Genomic DNA, 18,026 nt, shown 5'->3' on the forward strand with positions numbered 1-18,026 from the left:
GAGAAGGCTTGCTTTGACGACCTGAATGTTCACTAAAGCAGTTTGATAGATAATCATCCAGCTTCTCCCAATCAATAAAATCAGCTAATAAGCAAAGTTTATGAGAAAGATCAATTTGCTCTGATAATTCTGGTTTGAATAGGTCTTTGGTTTCTTTGAATTTTTGCTCTTTATTACGCATGAAATTGCAAGGTTTTGCATGGTTGATACCATAAATCTTGCAATTTAGCTTGCGAAATTTCAAGTGCTAACACACTACTTATATAGCTTTAAGGAATTTTTCAGGGGCGACTGGTTAGATATAGGATTAAAAGCGCGCGCATCCCATAGTAGCTAAAGCGCTCCCATACCTCTACACCAAACATATACCAAAGACCGACTGGCTGACCTTTTACTAAGCTTTTCAATTGTTTCTCCCCGGGTTTGTTACAATATAAGCAAATTAGTCTATCCATTTTTAGCTATAAAATCATACAAAAAATAATCACAAAAAATGGCAGTCTTATTTCTCTCTGATTGATTTCAGTGCAAAGAAACTCAAAAATGCACATAAAAGAATAATACTTGCCGGAGAGTGTAATAGGCTTTTAGCTGAGCTTGTTGTGAGTAATATGGTTGCAATCACAGGAGAAAGCCCGCCAAATATTGCAAAAGCAAGGTTATAAGATATTCCAATTCCACTGTACTTTACTTGAGTTGTAAATAACTCTGTTATCATTGAGGGGATAAAAACGGTAATAGGGCCACACAACAAAGCAAAAATATAGTAGTAAGTGGTGTTAAATGATTTGCTTTGAAATCCTGAAAAGATAGCGAAACTTAGTATGGTTGTTGCGAGTATAAATAGGGATAAGTATAGCTTTGGTTGTTTGATTTTGTCTGCAAAAAAAGCAAATAGCAGTGTTGAAATTGTAAAGTACAGCATCCCTAATGATGAGATAATACCTATTTTATCGGCAGGATAGTGAATCAGTTTTAAATAACTTGGAATAAACAAAAATCCTAAACTAACAATTACAGCTAAGTATGATATTAAACATAATGCAGAAATTAAATGAGATGAATGCCATTTAAATAAAGAGATAATAGGGTATCTTACTTTGGAGCATGCTAAAAACTCCGGTGTCTCAAGTAAGGACTTTCGAATGAAATAGGATAGTATTGCTGTCATGCCTCCAGCAATTGCAGCCAATCTCCAACCATAGGATAAATCAAATGTTAAGGCATAAACAAGTGAGGCAAGTAATATCCCAATATTTACAAAGGCGTATAGAATGCCAATGGCAAGTCTTTTTTTATCTGGAATATGTTCTGCTGCGAAAGTGATTGCACCTGATAGCTCTCCACCTATCGCCATACCTTGTAGAATTCGAAATAGAATAAATAGTATTGTGGCACTAAGACCAATTGATTCGTAGCTGGGTAATAAACCTATAATTAACGTAGATACTCCCATGATGAAAATAGTTATACTGAAAGTTAATTTTCGACCATATTTATCACCTAAGTGACCAAAAAAAATACCTCCAATTGGGCGAGCAAGATAACCTACACCAAATGATAAAAAGCCATACAAAATGGCGTATGACTCAGAAGTGCTAGGGAAGAATAATGTGCCAATAATAGCAGCATAAATGGCAAAGATGACAAAATCATAAAATTCTAGCATGCCACCAATGCTCGATAATAAAATGACCTTTATACTGTGTTTTTTCATCATTTCGTAGCCATGATAATACTAAATAAATCGGGGTGTGAAATTACATCCTTTGCATTTTCTTTATGTTTAATTAAATGCCTGCGCTTAAACTCATTGTATATTAATAGCCTTTCTTGCTTGTTATATCTGGCATTAATAATTGGTAGGGCTGAGATAAATTTCCAGTAATCATTAAAGCTTGCAAATGTAAGTGATGTATCGTGAGTGTAATGGGCATTAATCTTGAACTTTGCTTCTTTAAAGCACTGCATACACACTTCCAATGATCGGTTATAAGGAAGTGTTAACGCGGGCATTGGTTTAGCAAGTACAGCTTGCTCAGATGCTGTTAGTAACTTAAACAATGCTTGCATTTTTTGTGGAATTTGGGGAATGATGACAAAGCACATACCATCTTTTTTCAGTGCTTGATGGAAGTTCTCTATAACCAGTTTAAGATCATTGACCCAATGGAGGCAAAATAAGCTAGTAATTGAGTTAAAATGATTGGAGTAATTAAGTTTTTCAACTGGGCAGTGCTGATATGTTATATTGTCATTTGCATAGTTTTCTTCGGCAAAGCGTAGCATATTATTACAGCTATCTATGGCTAGAATGTTTGTTTTTGGTTTTAAACTGGCGATTTTATGGGTGGTTCTCCCATTCCCGCAGCCAGCATCAAGATGATTCCCGCCTATTCGTGTAATATATTTTGGTAGATAAAGATCGTTTAAACTATTTTGCATTTCAGAACCAGTATTGTATTCCTCAGCATTCCACATTGTTTGTTGCCTCATATTTACCCTATTCTAGATATGATCATTAAGCCGTCTTAATGATGGATCTTATTGCCCTTTGGCTTTGGATTGTGGGTTCCCTTTAAATCAATAGAGTAAGCTATCCAAGCTGAAATAGCAAAAAATTGTTTTTACTTAGTGGGCTGTATTAAAGCGTCTTTTATCTCAATACAAATGTGATGCCAAAAAGTAGCATTTGGTTTTATAGGCTATGAGCCTTTCTATAATAGTTGAAAGATAGTTTGAGACTATTTTTTAATAAAAGCGCCCTCTACTTTGTTATAATCATGCTAAATTGATAAATTTGTAATAATTAAGCCCATTTTGGAACCATTAAAATTTTATAAAATGCATGCCTCTGGTAATGACTTTATTGTGATTGACCAAAGAGAGCATGCTCGAGAATTGACTGTGAAAGATGTCAAAGCATTATGCGATAGGCGCTATGGCGTTGGTGCAGATCAGCTTTTGTTATTGAAAAGTGCTAAGTTGGCGATATGTCAAATGGATATCTTTAATCAAGATGGAACAACTGCCAGGCAGTGTGGTAATGGCTTAAGGTCTGTTGCGTATTTAATGTATCAAAAGCATAATATAAGGCACTTTGATATTGAGGTTACAGGTGCTTTGCATCGCTGTGAAATAAATAAAGATACTAAGGTTTTAGTTGAGTTTCCCTTGCCAGAGGTTATCAATAAAGAGCCTTTGTTGAATATTGATATTGACTATCTTGATGCGATGGAACTCTCTGTTGGTAATCCGCATTTGGTCTTATGGCTAGATAAGCTTACAAACTGTAATATTTCAAAGTTAGGAGAGCGCTTACAAAGTGCGTATTTACCAGATGGGATCAATGTCCATTTTGTTGAGTGTGTGGATCAGCATACAATTAATATCCGCCATTTTGAACGTGGTGCGGGGGTGACGCTATCCTGTGGAAGTGGCTCAATTGCCAGTGTCTATTCAGGAGTAATGATGGGCATGATTAAATCACCAGTTACAGTGAAAACTGCCGCAGATAGTTTTCAAGTCCATTTAACTGATAAAGCGTGTACGCTTATGGGTAATGCAGTGTTAGTATTTGAGGGCAATTATTTTTTGGATGAATAGAATGAACATAAGAGAAGTGCCACTTCGAAAGACAATCTCGGGGCTAAATCATACCTTAAGTGTTATTGAGTATACGGTAGATAAACCAAAGGCTAATATTTACATGCAGGCAGCGCTTCATGCCGGTGAGCTTAACGGTATTGCTATTATTCAAGCGCTACAAACATATTTAAAAGAAAACCCGCTTGATTTTAATTTCAAACTGATTCCGTTTGCCAACCCTTTTGCAATGGATGTGAAAGTGGGAGAGTATACCTATGGGCGCTTTGATGCCAAAACAGGTGATAACTGGAATAGGGGGTTTAAGAACCTATTGGAACCCATTGCTGATCAGCCAAAGATTAATCTAGAGCGCTTTATCTGTGATAACAGTTCTGATTCATTTGATTTGCTTTGTGGCAAGTTTACTACGTTATTAAAAAAGCGCTTAGAGATACTTTTGAGCTTAGAATTGGCGCCCTATGAGAGACTTGCTGCGTTACTGCACTACGAGGCAGTTGATGCAGATTTCAGTTTTGATTTACATAATGACTCCATTTCAGTGCCTTATGTTTATGCGCCAGAGTATTTAAATACAACGCGTCTAAAGCATTTCAATAGTGATTATTTTGTTTTAACGCCAAATGAAATTAGCACTTGCTTTAATCAAGCAATATTTTATCCATGGTGGCAGTTCACAGATGCATGGAATGAAATTAAAAATGATGACAAGCTTCCGCCAAAACATGCTTTTACCTATGAAACGGGGAATAAAGAGAGCTTTGATGTAGATAGTGCAAAAAAGCTGTTATCAGGAATCCTTGCTTATATTAAGAATGATACAGTCTCCTTGGGTGCAAGTAAGTATGCTTGTCATGAGCGTGACTTTTTTCGTATTCGCGCGCAAAATGGGGGGCTTATCGACTATGATGATAGTAAGCTTGGTCAGGTGCTTGTAGAAAATGAGCGCATTGCAAGGCTGTATACAAAAGAGCATATTATCTCAGGAAATGAGTCGATAGATATTAAAGTGCCTTGTGATAATAGTGCGCTTATCACTAGAACAGCATCATCAAGTGTGCATGAGGGGGATGAAGTTGCTAAAGTGATGCGTAATATCTTTAGTATCGATTAAGTAGCGTGCTGAAATAAAACTTGGCGTTGCCTTGTTAAAAAAACTGTGAGGTAGAAATGGTTAGAGGAAAGATTTTTGCAACTGAAGACCAAGAAAAATATGGTGTTCTAGTGTCAAGGCAGATTCCAATGCCAAAGGATTGTAATCACAGAGGTATTATCTTTGGTGGATGGCTTTTGGCGGAGGTTGATTTGTCGGTAAGCCTTGTTGCTATTGATGCTTGCCAAGGTCCTGTGGTAACAGCATCAGTTGATGCGTTTTCTTTTTTAAAGCCAATCAGTGTACGCCAAATGGTAGATGTGTATGCCAAGGTGGTTAAAGTTGGTAGAACCTCAATAACAACAGATGTTTTTGTGTTTACCAAAGACATTGTAAGTGGTCAAGTAGAGCTGGTTGCAACGAGCTCTATGCGCTTTGTGCATGTTGATGCAGCAGGGAATCCTCGTCCTATTGATTATAATGACTGTTCTAAATAATTTAAGTTCCTATTTTGACTCCCAGTTTCAAGCCATAGGCAATGGCTTCCAGGAGTGTCACTAGAGCAGCCAAATACATAAATATTAGGGTATTTATAATCGTTTTTTGGGAAGTAATGTAGCCACTTAACCCCATTTGAACAAGTTATGCTTGTAATTGGTTTTTGGGTGTTAGGTTTTCCTATTTCTATCGAGCAGGTTTGGTAGGTGTTTTGGAAAGATAGGGTAAATGTATTTTTTTCTCCTTGACATTCAGGCAATTTAACTTGTGCTTTTTCAATTTCAAATGATTCTCCGCAACCAGATAATTGCATTTTACCTAAGCCTATGCCGTAAAAATAGATACCATTATCACCTGGAGTAGGACTCGGATTAAAAGGGTAGTATTCACCACAGACGCCACCCTTCTCCTCTACTTGCCATGATCTGTCCTTGGCATAAAAAAGAGGCCCATTATTCGGTCGGCAAATTAAAGCAGTACTTTTTGTTTTATCAAGTAGTTGAAAGTAATTAGAGTGTCCAGCCCCATTATAATACATTGTTCGGTAAGTGTTATCGCTGCACTTCATATCAAAGTAAACGCCTTTATCTGTATCTCTCCAGGCAAAAATGGAGCTTACTGTTGGTGGGTTATCCGTTTGAGGAGGGTGGTGATTTCCCCAAGCAAATGGATACTTTGAGACACAATAGATATCAGAGTTGGATTTGTTTTTATATTTAGCGTGGACATATAAAATATTGGGTTTTTTACTACCTTCGAAGCTTAAATAATGGTAACCAGCATCATCAGTTTTACCACTTTCCCAAATCGCTGAAGACATATCATTAACAGAAGAAGATTCTGAAGCAGTAATTGTGATATTATCATATTTTGCATTATTATATCCATCGGGTTTTAAATCTGAAACGGTGTTGTACATATAAATCTCATTAATGTTTTCTTTAGAATATGCAGCTGCTTTGTGACTGCTTACAATTAAAGCAAATAATAATATATGACATGTAATAATAGCTTTCATGACTTTGCTAACTGGCATCGTTAATACCTGCCTTACCTTCACGTTGCTTTTGAATGTGCTCTCCAGCTTTTTCAGCTGTATCACCAGTGGATTTTGATGTGTGGCTAGAAGTGTTTTGAATTTCTTTAGCTTGTTCTAAAGTTGCTTGATTAGATTTTTCAAGTGTCTGTGTTGATGCTTGACCCATTCCTTGCGCAGATTGCATAGTTGAAGACTTCATTTCTTGCATGTCTTCTGCTCCAGCTCGTTCATTGTGCGAACCACCAACCCAGTGTAATACTTTATCAGGCAATAGATAAATAAGAGAAAAACACTTATAAAATGCCATACAAATAAATGATGCATACATAAACACCAACAAAATACTTAAAGAGCCTGATACATAGAGATTATCGCCTGAAAGGGCAGTGAGTTGAGTCGCGATGGCGTGAAAACCATGGGCTGAAAAAGAGATAACGATATAACTAAGAATAATACCTATTAATAGCCCTATGACCATAAGAACAGGGCGCAGTATAAGATTTAACATGATTTGAAGCGCAGGTTCTGCCTTACCAAAAACTTGATGTCCCTCAGGGTATACAATACCAAGTGATACAAGAGGCGCTGCAATCAACGCCTCTATAATAAGCAATAGCCAAGCAACTTTTCCTGCCCAAAATAACATAAATGGGGTGAGTGGGACAATCAGTGTAAACATCACAGCAATACCAAAAGTAGTCATAAGCACAAAAAATACTAATGGTAGCCACATAAAATTCATCGATAAATTATACATAGTAATCATGCTGGCAATATCAGCACCTAAATTTCCAGCATTGATAATAGCCGTTGGCAACCCAGGCGCAAAAAAGCTAGTAGGCGCTATTGCCATAGCTGCAATTGAAGCTGTCCCTCGTATAACAGTGTTTTCAATTACTAAGTCATCCCAAGCCTGATTCGCTTTTCCGGTGATATCTGTAAAAATATTTAATGTTGTAGCAATAATATACTGACCAAGGTCTTGAATTTGGTTGAGTATAGAAAATGCTGAATCCATTATTTTTGTAGGGTCATCAGCAATGTTTTCACCGATATTATAAATTTTTGTTAATATTGATGAGCCATTTGTATTATTAAAGTGTGCTAATATTTCATCAAGGAGCTTTTTCCCCTCAGAAGATTGATCATTTGAAATAGTACCATCTTGAAAAAACCTGACATTATTCAGCTCAAATAATTGGATAAGGTAGAGAAGTTCTTTCAGCTTTAATGCTAGTGTTTGAATTTTCTGTTGATCCTTACTAGCGCTGACATTGTTAATTGCAACATCAATTAACATAAAATACTTGCCAATGTCGGCAGATATTTCATTTGGAATTATTTTTTCAGCAAGCTCATTACAGGGAACTTTTTGAACCTTTCCTTCTCTGATTGCAGTGCCGCAACTTAGTTTAGCTTCCGTTAAAATATCAACAATCTGTTTTTTGGTTTTTTTCATATCAAGACGAAGAAACTCCTCTACATCTTTATTAGAATTAACAATAGGAATTGGGTGAAATATTTCTTCCTCTTTGGGAGGAGTAGGTGCTGTTATGTATTTTACTTTTCTATCATTATCTATATCGTGAATAAAGGTGCTTACAGAAATATTATTTTGTAGATAATGTAGTGTGGTTGCAGTTTGTGTTAGTTGAATGTGACTGTTATTCTTGTCCTTAAGAAAATCATCAAAAATGCTAAAGTTAGCATATAGAATTTGTAAGTTTTTTTCTAATTGTTCATTAACAGAGAAGTATTTTTGATCAGCATTCCACCAATCATCCTTTTCACTTGGTTCATCTTTAGCTTTATCATCTTTGTTTTCTTTGTTGAGTAAATAGCTAACGGCATCTCTAGAGTAGTTGGATAAAAAATATTTGTTGTTTTGGTATAGAGCATAAGCTTCACTATTGCCTTTATAGTTGGCAATAATATTTGCGTTTTTCAGACAGTTTGTATTGCTGTTGCCACAGGATTTAGTTAGATTTTCATTGACTTTATTATTATCAACTTTTGTACTGTTGACTTTAAAACTGTAGTTATTAATGATCTTATAGATATAATATTGAACATATTCACTATTTTGTGGATCAAGTTGTGACCACTGTTGTTGAGCTTGCTCAATTCGCTGTATATTATTGAGGTTGAGCTCAGTTTTGTTATGACTATAGTGGTAAATGCTATCTAATTTTTCAATGTCTCCGCTGGGCATACGACTGAGACTTCTCATGATTTGCTTTCCTGTTGTTGCCAGAGAAATTTGATCTACCTTAGGTGAAGAAAATGTCTTGTAAATACCATCTTTAGGAGCTTCTCCTGATGCGTTAATTAGTGTTGTGACATAGTTGGAAAGCATATAAGCTGCAAGGTCTGTTTTGATGCCATCGATTATATTGGAACTGACTATAGGCGGTGCGCCTCGTTCAATTTCATGTGTTGCGCCATGCCACACTTTATTTGCAAACATAATGCTGACACTAATCATCATAAAAATAAGATACTGCGCCATGCAAAATCCGGATTTAAGTGGAATCGCAAATGCAGAGCCCAAAATAACACGAAGAGGAATCCAATATGAGTTCCATTCTTTTCCTAAAAAGGCACCATCTTTAGCCGTATTAATGGTGCCAATAATTAGGATAAATGCATAAATTGCAACAACAGCGCTTAGCAGACTGAAGTTGAAGTAATAAATGACAGATCTAATAGCAGAGGCTGAATGATCGCCAATCAGCGCTTCGTAAGCTTTGGGATTTTGGAAGTTAAATAAGCTTTGGATAATATCCCAAGCAGTTTGGTTTTTTGCGGTTGCCATATCAGTTATCCTTGAATGTTATTAAGTCTTTTAGCCATTCTTTAAAGCTGCATCCAAGTTTTTTTTTATAGAGTTGATAGCGCCAAAAGTGGTATTTAAATGCATGCGCAATAATTGCCAGCAATATTGAGGCAGTTAATAATGCAGCCAGCCAATACCCTTGAATAAAAAGATACAGCATATAAAGATAATCTAAGGCAGCAAGTAGCAGACAAAGACGAATCATAAAACTGAGGCGTTTAATAATACGGCTCTCAACTTGTAGATTAATTCCTCGGATTTTTAAATCTTTATATTCCAGCTCTTCAGTTGGTTGACTAATACGGAAGATCCCAGAAATCGATTCACGTATAAATTGATGTTGTTTCTTTATTGAACTTAGTAAAAAGAGTTTTTTAGTACGTCGAAAACGTATCTTTTGAGATGTTTGTTTTTTTTTGTTTTTTCGTAGGTTCATAAACTCAAGAAGCTCTTAGTCTTTGTTTTGTTGAACTTGAATAATTTGCATTATTCCAAAAAATTGTCCTGAACTGAGTTGATTTTTTTTAGAGTTTTTTTGGATAGTTATTTTTAGTATTACTCTAGATCGTGTCTCTTTATCTCCTTGAGAAAAGCTGATAATAATAGGAACTTGTACTTTCCAACTTTTCACGCCTGAGATTTGACCCACAGCAGTAACAACTGGGATTCCATTTAATATTGCTTGAGTCACAAGTTTTTTATCTCGTATTTGATGAATTGTCTCTTTAAAAGCTTGATTAAAAGACTGCCAGCCATAGTTATTAAATAGGTATCTTATTGCTAGGATATCTTCTTTATAATTGACAAAATCTAGTTTATATAATTTGGGAATATTTAGAGCAACCCAATTAGTGAGCATTGTTTCATTTACATCAGCTTCCGTTTTCATGTGTAGCTGAGTAATCTCTCCATTTTTGTCAATTGCAAGATAGTAGTATTTAACATTTTGAAGCTGATATATAAGGGAAATTGTTAGAATGACTATAACAATAAGACTAAGGAGCAATGCATTAATCATTAACCTAAAATTGTTTTTGTAAAAATACGCTTTTTCTGTAATGACTTTTAGCATGTTATTATTCATAATCATCTCTCAGCTAGGCAAATTATTGCTTTGTCAATGGCTTCAATTCGACTCGTGTCTAAAACACGTGTGAGAATTAAATTTTTTTCGAAGCTCATACACCGTTCTAATAAATCTAAATAGCTTGGATGGGAAGCAATACGTTGGTAGAGTGTTTGAAATACAGTATAATTTTTGCGATGCAGGTTCTGCATAAAATACATTAAAAGGGGGGTCGGTAGGTTTATGCAGACACTAATAATACCTTCAATAGCCTTATCAGCTCCCGTTGTTGAAAAAGAGGATTCACAAAATTGCTCGAATTGCCTAATCATTTGATCAGGCAGTTTATGAGTGACTTCAAGGTTGTCATATCGAATAAGTAGATCATTTAAATGGGCATCTTGTCTTTCTTGCCAGTAGTCGATAATGTCATCTTTAAAACTATTTGACATGATTCTCTCCTTTTCCCTGTTGCTCAAAGTATGTGTTAATTAGTTCCTGCGCAATATCGTTAGTTATTTGTCGACTTGATTTTTCTGGGTATAGTTTAGTTTGAACTTCTAAATACGCTTTAATACTGCCTTGAGTAAATTTTTGCGATAAAACTTGGATACTGGATAAAACACCAATCTTATCAATTAATAGAGATTTTAAATAATCGTCTTCAGCAGTGGTTGTAAATAACCACAGCTGATATGAGCTTAAAGTTAAATTAAGAATTTGAGTATTAATGCCACGGTTTGTATGAAATTGACCTAAAAAGTTCATTCCTTGAGAAGAGGGACCATGTATATTGAGTTTAAGCGCGCTTGTTTCTGTGTCGCTAAGACCAAAATGTGTTTGTGTTTTTTCAAGTGCTACTTGATTGCCACTACTCAGGATGAAGATTGAGGTTGCAAATTCCTGCATCGTTTGACTAAAATCTGATAAGCTTTGTGATGCTAAAGCAATTTGAACATTTTGCTTGCGCCCCTCTCTCATATCAATGAGGACTTGCTGTTGAATGGCTTTGCATGATTGTGTTCGGTGGAATTCATCGAACACAATACGTTTTGGGGTGTTTTGTACAACTTTTAATTTATTTTTATGATATTGCTTATACTCGGAAGTTAAATTGTCAAGGTCTTGTCCCTTGAGAAAAAAATAACTTGCCGTTGCATGACGAACAAGCATATATACTAATACAGAAAGTGTGGCATCACTTTTTGAAATGCCTTGCATAACCGAAGAGAGATCAAAAGCAACAACACGCGCATTTATTTCCAACTGAGTAGGTAGATTTAAAGCAGGGTGATTTTTTATTGCAGTGGTGATATTACGGCAAAAATATTGGATATAGTTTTCACCATTAGTCATGCGAAGTGATTGATATAGATCTTTAATTGGTGTTGCGTTTACTGCATTAATAAGGTCAGATAATACAGGCATAGCATAACGCTGAGCTTTCTCTGCCAGTGTGACTTGGTTGTGGTGAAATAGAAAATCTGTGATTTGCCACCAATGTGAAAATGTGCTTTTTTCATGTTCAGTGTGAAGGTAAGTATCTATTTCAGCATTTAACCCTTTTTGATATTTTTTTGGCTGGCCACTGTCAGCCAAATTGATATATAACTCATCAATAATCATGCCCAGCATAGCCTCCATTCCTTCAGGCATGTATGCATCAATCGATTCTACCAATAGGATGGATAAAAAATTTATCAAGTATGCACGATGCAAATGTCCAGGGAATCTTGCGCCAAGGTGGGTATCAAAGGGGTTTATGGCTTCTTTTTCTGAAAAAGTAAATTGATAATGCTCTGCAGTATTTTGGTTATTAGATACTTCTTTTATTAACTCAATCAATCCTTTAGAAGATGGGCCAATGTCTAAAATTGCAAGGTATGGCAGAGACTCTAGCCCTGAAGAAAGGCATGCAGATAGGTTTAAGGTGTTCAGTAATACGGATTTTCCAGCGCCAGAGCGTGCATAGATTAATTCAACCCAGCTAATTTGTTGTGATGAGCCGCTTTGATAGGGCCAAATTTTACCATCTGGGGTGCGAAAAAGTGTAGCGCCGTTCTCCCATGAGGGTGCGGGTCTGAAAAAAGGCATAAGTTTTACTGCTTCTAAAAGTGGTGCGCCTACTGCACATGGAAATGGTTTTGAGCTTACGCCTGAAAAGGTTCTGATGGTGATAGCGAAAGGGTCTCCAAAATTTGTTGTTGTTTGGGTGCTCCCCCAAGATTGAATTGCTTTGTTAAGCATGGCTTTTCTTTGCTCATGTAGTGCAATATCTGATTTACAAGACCATGTGATAAAGTTGATAGATAATCGTATAATGGGCATATCTGTGTTGGCAGAGATAGATTGTAAAAGCTCACTGGCGTTGCAGATAAGTTTATTTTCATGTGAGCTGAAAGTTAAAAACTGTGCCAGAAGTGCTTTCGACTTGCCAATATTAAGACCATTGTCTGCTAAGCTAAAACTTACTTGCCATGGGATATTATATTCTTTTAACAATCTGAACACGTGATAAAATGGCTTGATGTGTTGTGGAAAGAGGCTAATGGTTGCTGACGCGTAGCGATAATTACCAATCACGCAGCTTGACATATTATCATTATGGCTTTGCTCGTTAAATAGTTGATAAGCTAGGCTTGGCCATAACCAGCTTGACCACTCATCATTGTCTTTAATGTATAATTTCTCCCCAGGGAGGGAAGCTTTCCAGTGACTAGATGTGCTATCAGGAGAAATTTCTTGTTTAATGGATCTTAGGGCACTAGTGACAGCAAGCGGTTTGGCATGGATACCTAAAGAGGAAAAAGATTCACATAGCATGGTAACAGTTGCTTTATGTTGCAAACGGATTTCATTAATGACATGCAAAAAGTGCTGTGATTTAGGAGATATTTTCAGTGATGCTTGTTTAAATTGGCTCGCCTTTGTCTTATAGGCATTTTTTAATTCTTGATTACTAAGAACATTAGGTGATGTCCAGATGCTTATTAAACATGATTCGTATGAACAAACTTCATTTAGTGTATCTTGTTGTGCCTGAAAGTAATCTGACAGTTTTAAATTAAGACGATCAGCTGTCTTTTTTGAGGGAGATAGCAAGGTGTCGATTTGTTGAGTTGTTTTCGCAGCGTCATATCGAAAACTGCACTTTATAGTTATACCTTTTTTACGTAATAGCGGGGAAAATACTTGTGTGATTTGCTCACATAAAGCGCTGTATTCTTTGTGTGAAATCATCTGGTTAATGCCTGTGATTTCAATGATTGAAATTAAAGAACCATCTTTGCTAATGAGGGTTTCAACATCATCTGCGCTTTCTAGTTCACAGTAGTTATAGCTATTTTTTTGACTAACACGGTTGATCCATGCAAAAACTGCTTCCACTGTATTATAAATTTTGTCGAACATAATGAAGTGACACCATTATTTATGCGTTAAATAGGTTAACTAAAGACAAACCCAGATTCGGTATAGACTTTATTATGCTGATCATCTACCTTGAGAACCTTGCCATATCCGTCAATGATACTGCCTTTTTTAACAGTAAGAACCTTCCCTTTTTGATCACTCAGCCATGCGATGCCATCAACAACTGCAGTTAAATATAATTTATCAGTGAGGTTTAGCTCTTTACTATTCATATATTGAATTTGCCTTTGTAACTCTTGTGCTAACTTAATAAGTGTTTTTGTTTGATCTGAGTTTTTAATGTCAGTGAGCTTATTATTAACTTCAAGGAACGATTCGGCTTGTTTGTTTTGAGTAGTAGAAAGTGTCTTAATTTCAGTAGCAATCGCAATAAAGCTTTTCTCTGTTCTAGAAATGTATTCTTTTTGCATAGCCATTAGTGTATTTAATTGAAGCTGCAGTTCAGTCAGTGATTTTTTTAGTTCTTTATTGTAGTTTTTTGCCTGTAAGGAGTCTTGATTTAAAGGTGTTGAGATTGATTTAAAAGAGCTATTTGGGCTATTGCTATGTAATTGGCTGGTTGAGGGTTTGGTGGTTTCAGTATCACTGGGCGAAAAAAGTGAACTGAGTAACATATAGGCGCCCCCTATCAAAAAACAAACAGCAATAGCATAGCCGATGTAAATTTTTTCAAATTTAATATTTTCTTTACTCAAAAAACGTGGCTTGCTTTCAATTTTGCTTTCCGGTGCTTCTATCTCATTTTCAGGATTAGATCCATCAATAGGCTTGGCTTCTTCCTTCTCTATAGCCTCAAAAAAGTCGTCTTTATTCATTTCTTACCCTTAATTCACTTTCTTGTAACATCACTCATGATTAATATTCCTACAGCAGTCCCTTGATCTAAGGTAACTGTAGGTGGTCTATTGAACTGTTTTGCCATGGCATTACTTAGTGCAGTGCCTATTTGTCCCAAGCCAGCATAAGCGGCATTTCGAGTTGAGAGACTCGCTGAGTTCTGTAAATCTACATCTCTGTCACTGCGCTCAAAGATAATAATTTGTTGCTTACGGTCAAAATAGGTTCCAAACCCTTGCAAAAAAGAGGCAGCAAAAAGGCTGCCATAGCGTAATAAATAATGATGATCTACATTGGTTGCTAATGCAGTCTGGGCAGTATTTTGATCAATGGCATAGGCATTAATAGAAACACTCTGTAGTAAATCTTTAGCAGAAAGTGTATTGAACTGAATAATAACCCTATCATCCACTCTAGTAAAACTGCCAAGTAATTTTGCATTTTTAAATCTCCCCGTTGCAATAGTTGCCATAACAGGTGTGTTTGGCTGGTCACTATTGACAGCAGTATCTATGGTTGCAACTAAGATATCTCCGGCCTTGAATAATAAGCTTGTGTTTCTGTAAGAAGAACTGCTCTGGCTGCTACTTGCCTCAGTCATACTATAATTAGCCTGCATTGAGGGTGCTTTATTCCAGTTTTTTATTAAAACTTCAACATTCTTTTGAATTACTTTTTGATCGGCTCCTTGAAGTATCATAGTGGAGTTATATGAGTCTTTGCCATTAGTTGATTTTGTATGATTGGATTTTGTCTCTACAGGATCATTATATTTTTTATAAAAAGTAACAGGGTCAACAGCTTGCGCCATAGATTTAGCTTGATCTTTATCGGTAGAGGCATTTCCAAACACATCATCTATATAACTTTCATGAGAGTTTATTTTGTTTTCTATCGCTTGTTTTTTTTGTGCAGATAGAAGTTTGTCATATTCAGGGTTGGTTATAGCAGTTTTTTGTGTTGGCTCGATCTTTTTGTTAGGAATATTGGAGTCAAGATATGTCTTTGTTTTTTTGGAGCACGACAATAAGGCAATAATTGACAGGGTAATGACTGCAAAGAATATAATTAAAACGCGTATTCTTGGGTGATTTTTTAAAAATGAGATAAACATCTAGTTATCCTCAATATAAATTTTATGGACTCCAGTGTCATTAGAGACCATGACAATGGGGCTAGGAGCGATTTCATAGACATTGGTTTTCCCAAATGAATTGTCCTCTATATGGCTGTTATAAGTAGGAGAAATCAGTGTGGATGAAGTTAAGATTAGATATTTCCCCTGATAGCTATATACTTTTATTTGCGGATCAGAGCTTTGAAGCGTTTTTGCACCCTCTGGCTTTATCCCGGATAGTAGATTAACTAGATATGTTTTTTGATTTTCTTGTGTTAGGGAGTTGCTTTTGTCACTAGGAATACGGACATATAGCTCATAATCCCATGCTTTTTGGGTTGATTGTAGCATTAAAGTAATAGGCGTCTTTCTATTCGATAGCATGACGGCGATATTACTCGAGCTATAGGGTTTTTTAGACTGAATCATCAAGATGCCGCTTTTTTGCATCCAATTAATTGTAAAGTCTTGACTATCGCCAACAACATAACTTTCAATAGGCCATATATCACCTTTTTCATCCGTAAAAATGACAGAGCTAACAACACCTATGCCAAGGCGTATATTTGGTGGAGATGTTTTAAATCCTGCTTTAGTATTAATGACAACAATTCTCGATGAGGGGGTCGCATTTTGCATTGAAGGAATGGTGCTTGCAGCCTTTTGTCTGCTGCTGATTACTTCTTTTGTTTGTTGAATAGCCTTAGGCGTCAGTGGGAACATATTATTCACTATGCCTGATACTTCATTGTCATAAGAATCATTCCCGTAGAGAATAATTGAGAAAAAAAAGTTACAGATTGTGAAAGATACTAGCCACAATAACTTATATAAACTCACTATATTTAACTACTATGCTTTGTTATCTCATCAACGTGCAACTAGAATAACTGAATTAGTTTCGATGGTTGTGATTTTGGATGTAGGTTCGTCATGGAGTCGATATTTATATTAACAAACTGCACGGTCGTGCATTTGTATCATAATTAATTGGGCTAATTAATTATTTTTGCGTAAATCTACGCAAAATCATGCAGGCCGCTTTAAATGTGTTGCCCAAAAAGAATACTTGATAGTATGATGTGCGCACAAATATTTTGTGTATAGATTATGACCCGAAATCAAACTTTATTGTTGATCACATTTATCTGTAATTTCTTACAGCTGTTTGCGATTTTGTCTGTTTTTAGTCTTATAACACTATATTTTACAACCGATTTAGGCTTGTCTCAGAAAGAAAGTTATCAACTTGGCACAGCCTTAATGTCTTTGAGCTACTGTTTTGCGCCACTCGCTGGAGTGATTATCAGTCGATTAATTTCAACAAAATGCTTATTAATCATTGCGATTAAGTTATACCTTATCGGTTGCTTGTTGCTGATAGTATCTCCTACTTATTTGCTCAAAATACCTTTGGCTTTTATGGCTGTTGGCGTGTCATTTATTGCGCCTTGCCTATTTAGTCTGTTTAGTTCATCTCTTTCAAAAGATGATCATAATATGCAGCGCTATTTTACAGTTCTACATTTCTGCACAAGTGCATCTGGTCTTGTTAGTATTACGATTTTTGCAGCCATTATTCCAACATTAGGCTATAATTTCTTGCTGATAAGTAGCGCTATTTTAAGTTTTGTTGCATTGGCTTTTTTCTATTGTGTGCATCAGCTTTATACCGATAGTTCACAGGTTTTTACCAAGCGAAAATTGCTAGTAACTTTCTTGATATTAACAGCATTAATTTTTCTCTCTGTGTTGTTTTTCAAATATATTTCTCTTATGAAAATCTGCATCTATTTAGGTGGGGTGGCATTATTTTGCTATTTTTTAATGCTTGCAAAGAAGCACGTTCAAACAAGAGAAGCTATTTTGATGTTTATATTTTTTTGTATAATCTCTGTTTTATATTTTTCTCTTGCCACATTATGTCAAACGAGTATTTTATTCTTTATTAAGGAGAATGTGTGTCACTCTTTTATTGGTTGTAAACTATCAGCTGAACATACTGATATTTTCTTATTCCTAGGCTCAATGATGACTATTTTGGTTTTAACTCGAAAAAAGCTTGCGAGGTTGTCTTCTGACTTTAAATTATTCTTTGGCCTTGCAATATCCATTGTGGCTCTTCTATTACTTCCAGCTAGCATGAAATTGATCGGTCTTTCTCATCAACTCCCTTATTGGATGATTATTGTTTTTCCTGTCGTCATAGGTATCGCTGAAGTCTTTGTCTATCCTTCAGGGCTGGCATCTATTCGCCATTTAATTCCAGCATCTCATCAGGTGTTTGCATTTGGTGCTTGGGATTACTTTGCTGGTATTGGGATACTCGTTTCTATGGAAATTGCGCTTAAAACTGCCTCTACAGAAACTGATGTTTTAAACACTAATCCTGTTTACTATAAGACTTTTTTGCTTACTGGAATGATGTACTTTGTGCTTTTGCTGTTGCTGTTTTTTCTTTATAAGCAGAGAAAAACAGTATTTAGGTTTGCTTAAAGGTGA

16 protein-coding genes and 1 pseudogene are annotated in these 18,026 nt (G+C 35.9%); 4 read left to right on the forward strand and 13 right to left on the reverse strand.

Annotation, left to right across the window (positions count from 1 at the left end; genetic code table 11):
• The 4 genes and pseudogenes from A37Q_RS14930 to A37Q_RS0107530 all read right to left on the reverse strand — a co-directional run.
• A pseudogene (locus A37Q_RS14930) lies at positions 1–181 on the reverse strand (hypothetical protein); the annotation flags it as partial.
• A 100-nt stretch (positions 182–281) separates the two neighbouring features.
• Positions 282–407, reverse strand: coding sequence for a hypothetical protein (locus A37Q_RS16540; RefSeq protein WP_267910349.1), 126 nt, complete (start codon positions 405–407; stop codon positions 282–284).
• 95 nt (positions 408–502) lie between these two features.
• Positions 503–1,717 carry an MFS transporter gene (locus A37Q_RS0107525; protein ID WP_018299669.1) on the reverse strand — a complete coding sequence of 405 codons (1,215 nt, stop codon included), beginning with the start codon at positions 1,715–1,717 and terminating at the stop codon, positions 503–505.
• Positions 1,717–2,496, reverse strand: a complete 780-nt coding sequence (locus A37Q_RS0107530; RefSeq protein WP_083907012.1) for a class I SAM-dependent methyltransferase — start codon at positions 2,494–2,496, stop codon at positions 1,717–1,719. The genes A37Q_RS0107525 and A37Q_RS0107530 overlap by 1 nt, the downstream gene beginning before the upstream one ends.
• Positions 2,497–2,820: 324 nt before the next feature.
• On the opposite strand from A37Q_RS0107530, the gene dapF reads away from it, so the two are divergent.
• From dapF to A37Q_RS0107545, 3 genes are read left to right on the forward strand one after another with little or no spacing between them, the layout of a single operon-like run.
• The gene (dapF, locus tag A37Q_RS0107535) at positions 2,821–3,606 is read left to right on the forward strand and encodes a diaminopimelate epimerase (RefSeq protein WP_154648647.1); all 786 of its coding nucleotides are present in this window, start codon (positions 2,821–2,823) and stop codon (positions 3,604–3,606) included.
• A 1-nt stretch (position 3,607) separates the two neighbouring features.
• Positions 3,608–4,720, forward strand: coding sequence for a M14 family metallopeptidase (locus A37Q_RS0107540; RefSeq protein ID WP_018299672.1), 1,113 nt, complete (start codon positions 3,608–3,610; stop codon positions 4,718–4,720).
• 56 nt (positions 4,721–4,776) lie between these two features.
• On the forward strand, positions 4,777–5,196 hold the full coding sequence (locus A37Q_RS0107545) for an acyl-CoA thioesterase (RefSeq protein WP_018299673.1): 420 nt from the start codon (positions 4,777–4,779) through the stop codon (positions 5,194–5,196).
• Here the strand turns inward: A37Q_RS0107545 and A37Q_RS0107550 are convergent.
• Genes A37Q_RS0107550 through A37Q_RS0107590 form a run of 9 tightly spaced genes read right to left on the reverse strand, consistent with a single transcriptional unit; the run spans position 5,175 to position 16,364 of the window.
• Entirely contained in the window at positions 5,175–6,215 is a 1,041-nt protein-coding gene (locus A37Q_RS0107550) for a hypothetical protein (protein WP_154648648.1), read from the reverse strand. The genes A37Q_RS0107545 and A37Q_RS0107550 overlap by 22 nt on opposite strands.
• A gap of 7 nt (positions 6,216–6,222) precedes the next feature.
• Entirely contained in the window at positions 6,223–9,051 is a 2,829-nt protein-coding gene (locus A37Q_RS0107555; protein WP_018299675.1) for a DotA/TraY family protein, read from the reverse strand.
• A 1-nt stretch (position 9,052) separates the two neighbouring features.
• A complete protein-coding gene (locus A37Q_RS15865; RefSeq protein WP_018299676.1) occupies positions 9,053–9,508 on the reverse strand; it encodes a hypothetical protein in 456 nt (151 codons plus the stop codon).
• A 15-nt stretch (positions 9,509–9,523) separates the two neighbouring features.
• Positions 9,524–10,156, reverse strand: coding sequence for a DotI/IcmL family type IV secretion protein (locus A37Q_RS0107565; RefSeq protein ID WP_169710251.1), 633 nt, complete (start codon positions 10,154–10,156; stop codon positions 9,524–9,526).
• Between the two features lie 2 nt (positions 10,157–10,158).
• Positions 10,159–10,590 (reverse strand): type IVB secretion system protein IcmW, encoded by a 432-nt coding sequence (locus A37Q_RS0107570; protein ID WP_018299678.1) that lies wholly within the window; start codon positions 10,588–10,590, stop codon positions 10,159–10,161.
• Positions 10,580–13,549, reverse strand: coding sequence for a hypothetical protein (locus A37Q_RS0107575; protein WP_018299679.1), 2,970 nt, complete (start codon positions 13,547–13,549; stop codon positions 10,580–10,582). The genes A37Q_RS0107570 and A37Q_RS0107575 overlap by 11 nt, the downstream gene beginning before the upstream one ends.
• 35 nt (positions 13,550–13,584) lie before the next feature.
• Positions 13,585–14,385, reverse strand: a complete 801-nt coding sequence (locus A37Q_RS0107580) for a hypothetical protein (RefSeq protein ID WP_018299680.1) — start codon at positions 14,383–14,385, stop codon at positions 13,585–13,587.
• A gap of 14 nt (positions 14,386–14,399) precedes the next feature.
• Entirely contained in the window at positions 14,400–15,521 is a 1,122-nt protein-coding gene (locus tag A37Q_RS15870) for a DotG/IcmE/VirB10 family type IV secretion system protein (protein ID WP_018299681.1), read from the reverse strand.
• Positions 15,522–16,364: a DotH/IcmK family type IV secretion protein gene (locus A37Q_RS0107590; protein ID WP_205617787.1), complete on the reverse strand. Its 843-nt coding sequence runs from the start codon at positions 16,362–16,364 to the stop codon at positions 15,522–15,524.
• 270 nt (positions 16,365–16,634) lie between these two features.
• On the opposite strand from A37Q_RS0107590, the gene A37Q_RS0107595 reads away from it, so the two are divergent.
• On the forward strand, positions 16,635–18,020 hold the full coding sequence (locus A37Q_RS0107595; RefSeq protein ID WP_018299683.1) for an MFS transporter: 1,386 nt from the start codon (positions 16,635–16,637) through the stop codon (positions 18,018–18,020).
• Positions 18,021–18,026: the final 6 nt, after the last annotated feature.

Origin of the sequence: Fangia hongkongensis FSC776 = DSM 21703 (assembly GCF_000379445.1) — a bacterium.
Classification (GTDB): Bacteria; Pseudomonadota; Gammaproteobacteria; order Francisellales; family Francisellaceae; genus Fangia; species Fangia hongkongensis.

What these genes read in the sequence shown, in the direction of transcription:
- A37Q_RS15865 (WP_018299676.1), bottom strand. Translation starts at nt 9,508, where the DNA reads ATGAACCTACGAAAAAACAAAAAAAAACAAACATCTCAAAAGATACGT.
- A37Q_RS0107580 (WP_018299680.1), bottom strand. Translation starts at nt 14,385, where the DNA reads ATGAATAAAGACGACTTTTTTGAGGCTATAGAGAAGGAAGAAGCCAAG.
- A37Q_RS0107565 (WP_169710251.1), bottom strand. Translation starts at nt 10,156, where the DNA reads ATGAATAATAACATGCTAAAAGTCATTACAGAAAAAGCGTATTTTTAC.
- A37Q_RS15870 (WP_018299681.1), bottom strand. Translation starts at nt 15,521, where the DNA reads ATGTTTATCTCATTTTTAAAAAATCACCCAAGAATACGCGTTTTAATT.
- A37Q_RS0107525 (WP_018299669.1), bottom strand. Translation starts at nt 1,717, where the DNA reads ATGAAAAAACACAGTATAAAGGTCATTTTATTATCGAGCATTGGTGGC.
- A37Q_RS0107575 (WP_018299679.1), bottom strand. Translation starts at nt 13,549, where the DNA reads ATGTTCGACAAAATTTATAATACAGTGGAAGCAGTTTTTGCATGGATC.
- A37Q_RS0107570 (WP_018299678.1), bottom strand. Translation starts at nt 10,590, where the DNA reads ATGTCAAATAGTTTTAAAGATGACATTATCGACTACTGGCAAGAAAGA.
- A37Q_RS0107530 (WP_083907012.1), bottom strand. Translation starts at nt 2,496, where the DNA reads ATGAGGCAACAAACAATGTGGAATGCTGAGGAATACAATACTGGTTCT.
- A37Q_RS0107555 (WP_018299675.1), bottom strand. Translation starts at nt 9,051, where the DNA reads ATGGCAACCGCAAAAAACCAAACTGCTTGGGATATTATCCAAAGCTTA.
- A37Q_RS0107595 (WP_018299683.1), top strand. Translation starts at nt 16,635, where the DNA reads ATGACCCGAAATCAAACTTTATTGTTGATCACATTTATCTGTAATTTC.
- A37Q_RS0107550 (WP_154648648.1), bottom strand. Translation starts at nt 6,215, where the DNA reads ATGAAAGCTATTATTACATGTCATATATTATTATTTGCTTTAATTGTA.
- A37Q_RS0107540 (WP_018299672.1), top strand. Translation starts at nt 3,608, where the DNA reads ATGAACATAAGAGAAGTGCCACTTCGAAAGACAATCTCGGGGCTAAAT.
- A37Q_RS0107545 (WP_018299673.1), top strand. Translation starts at nt 4,777, where the DNA reads ATGGTTAGAGGAAAGATTTTTGCAACTGAAGACCAAGAAAAATATGGT.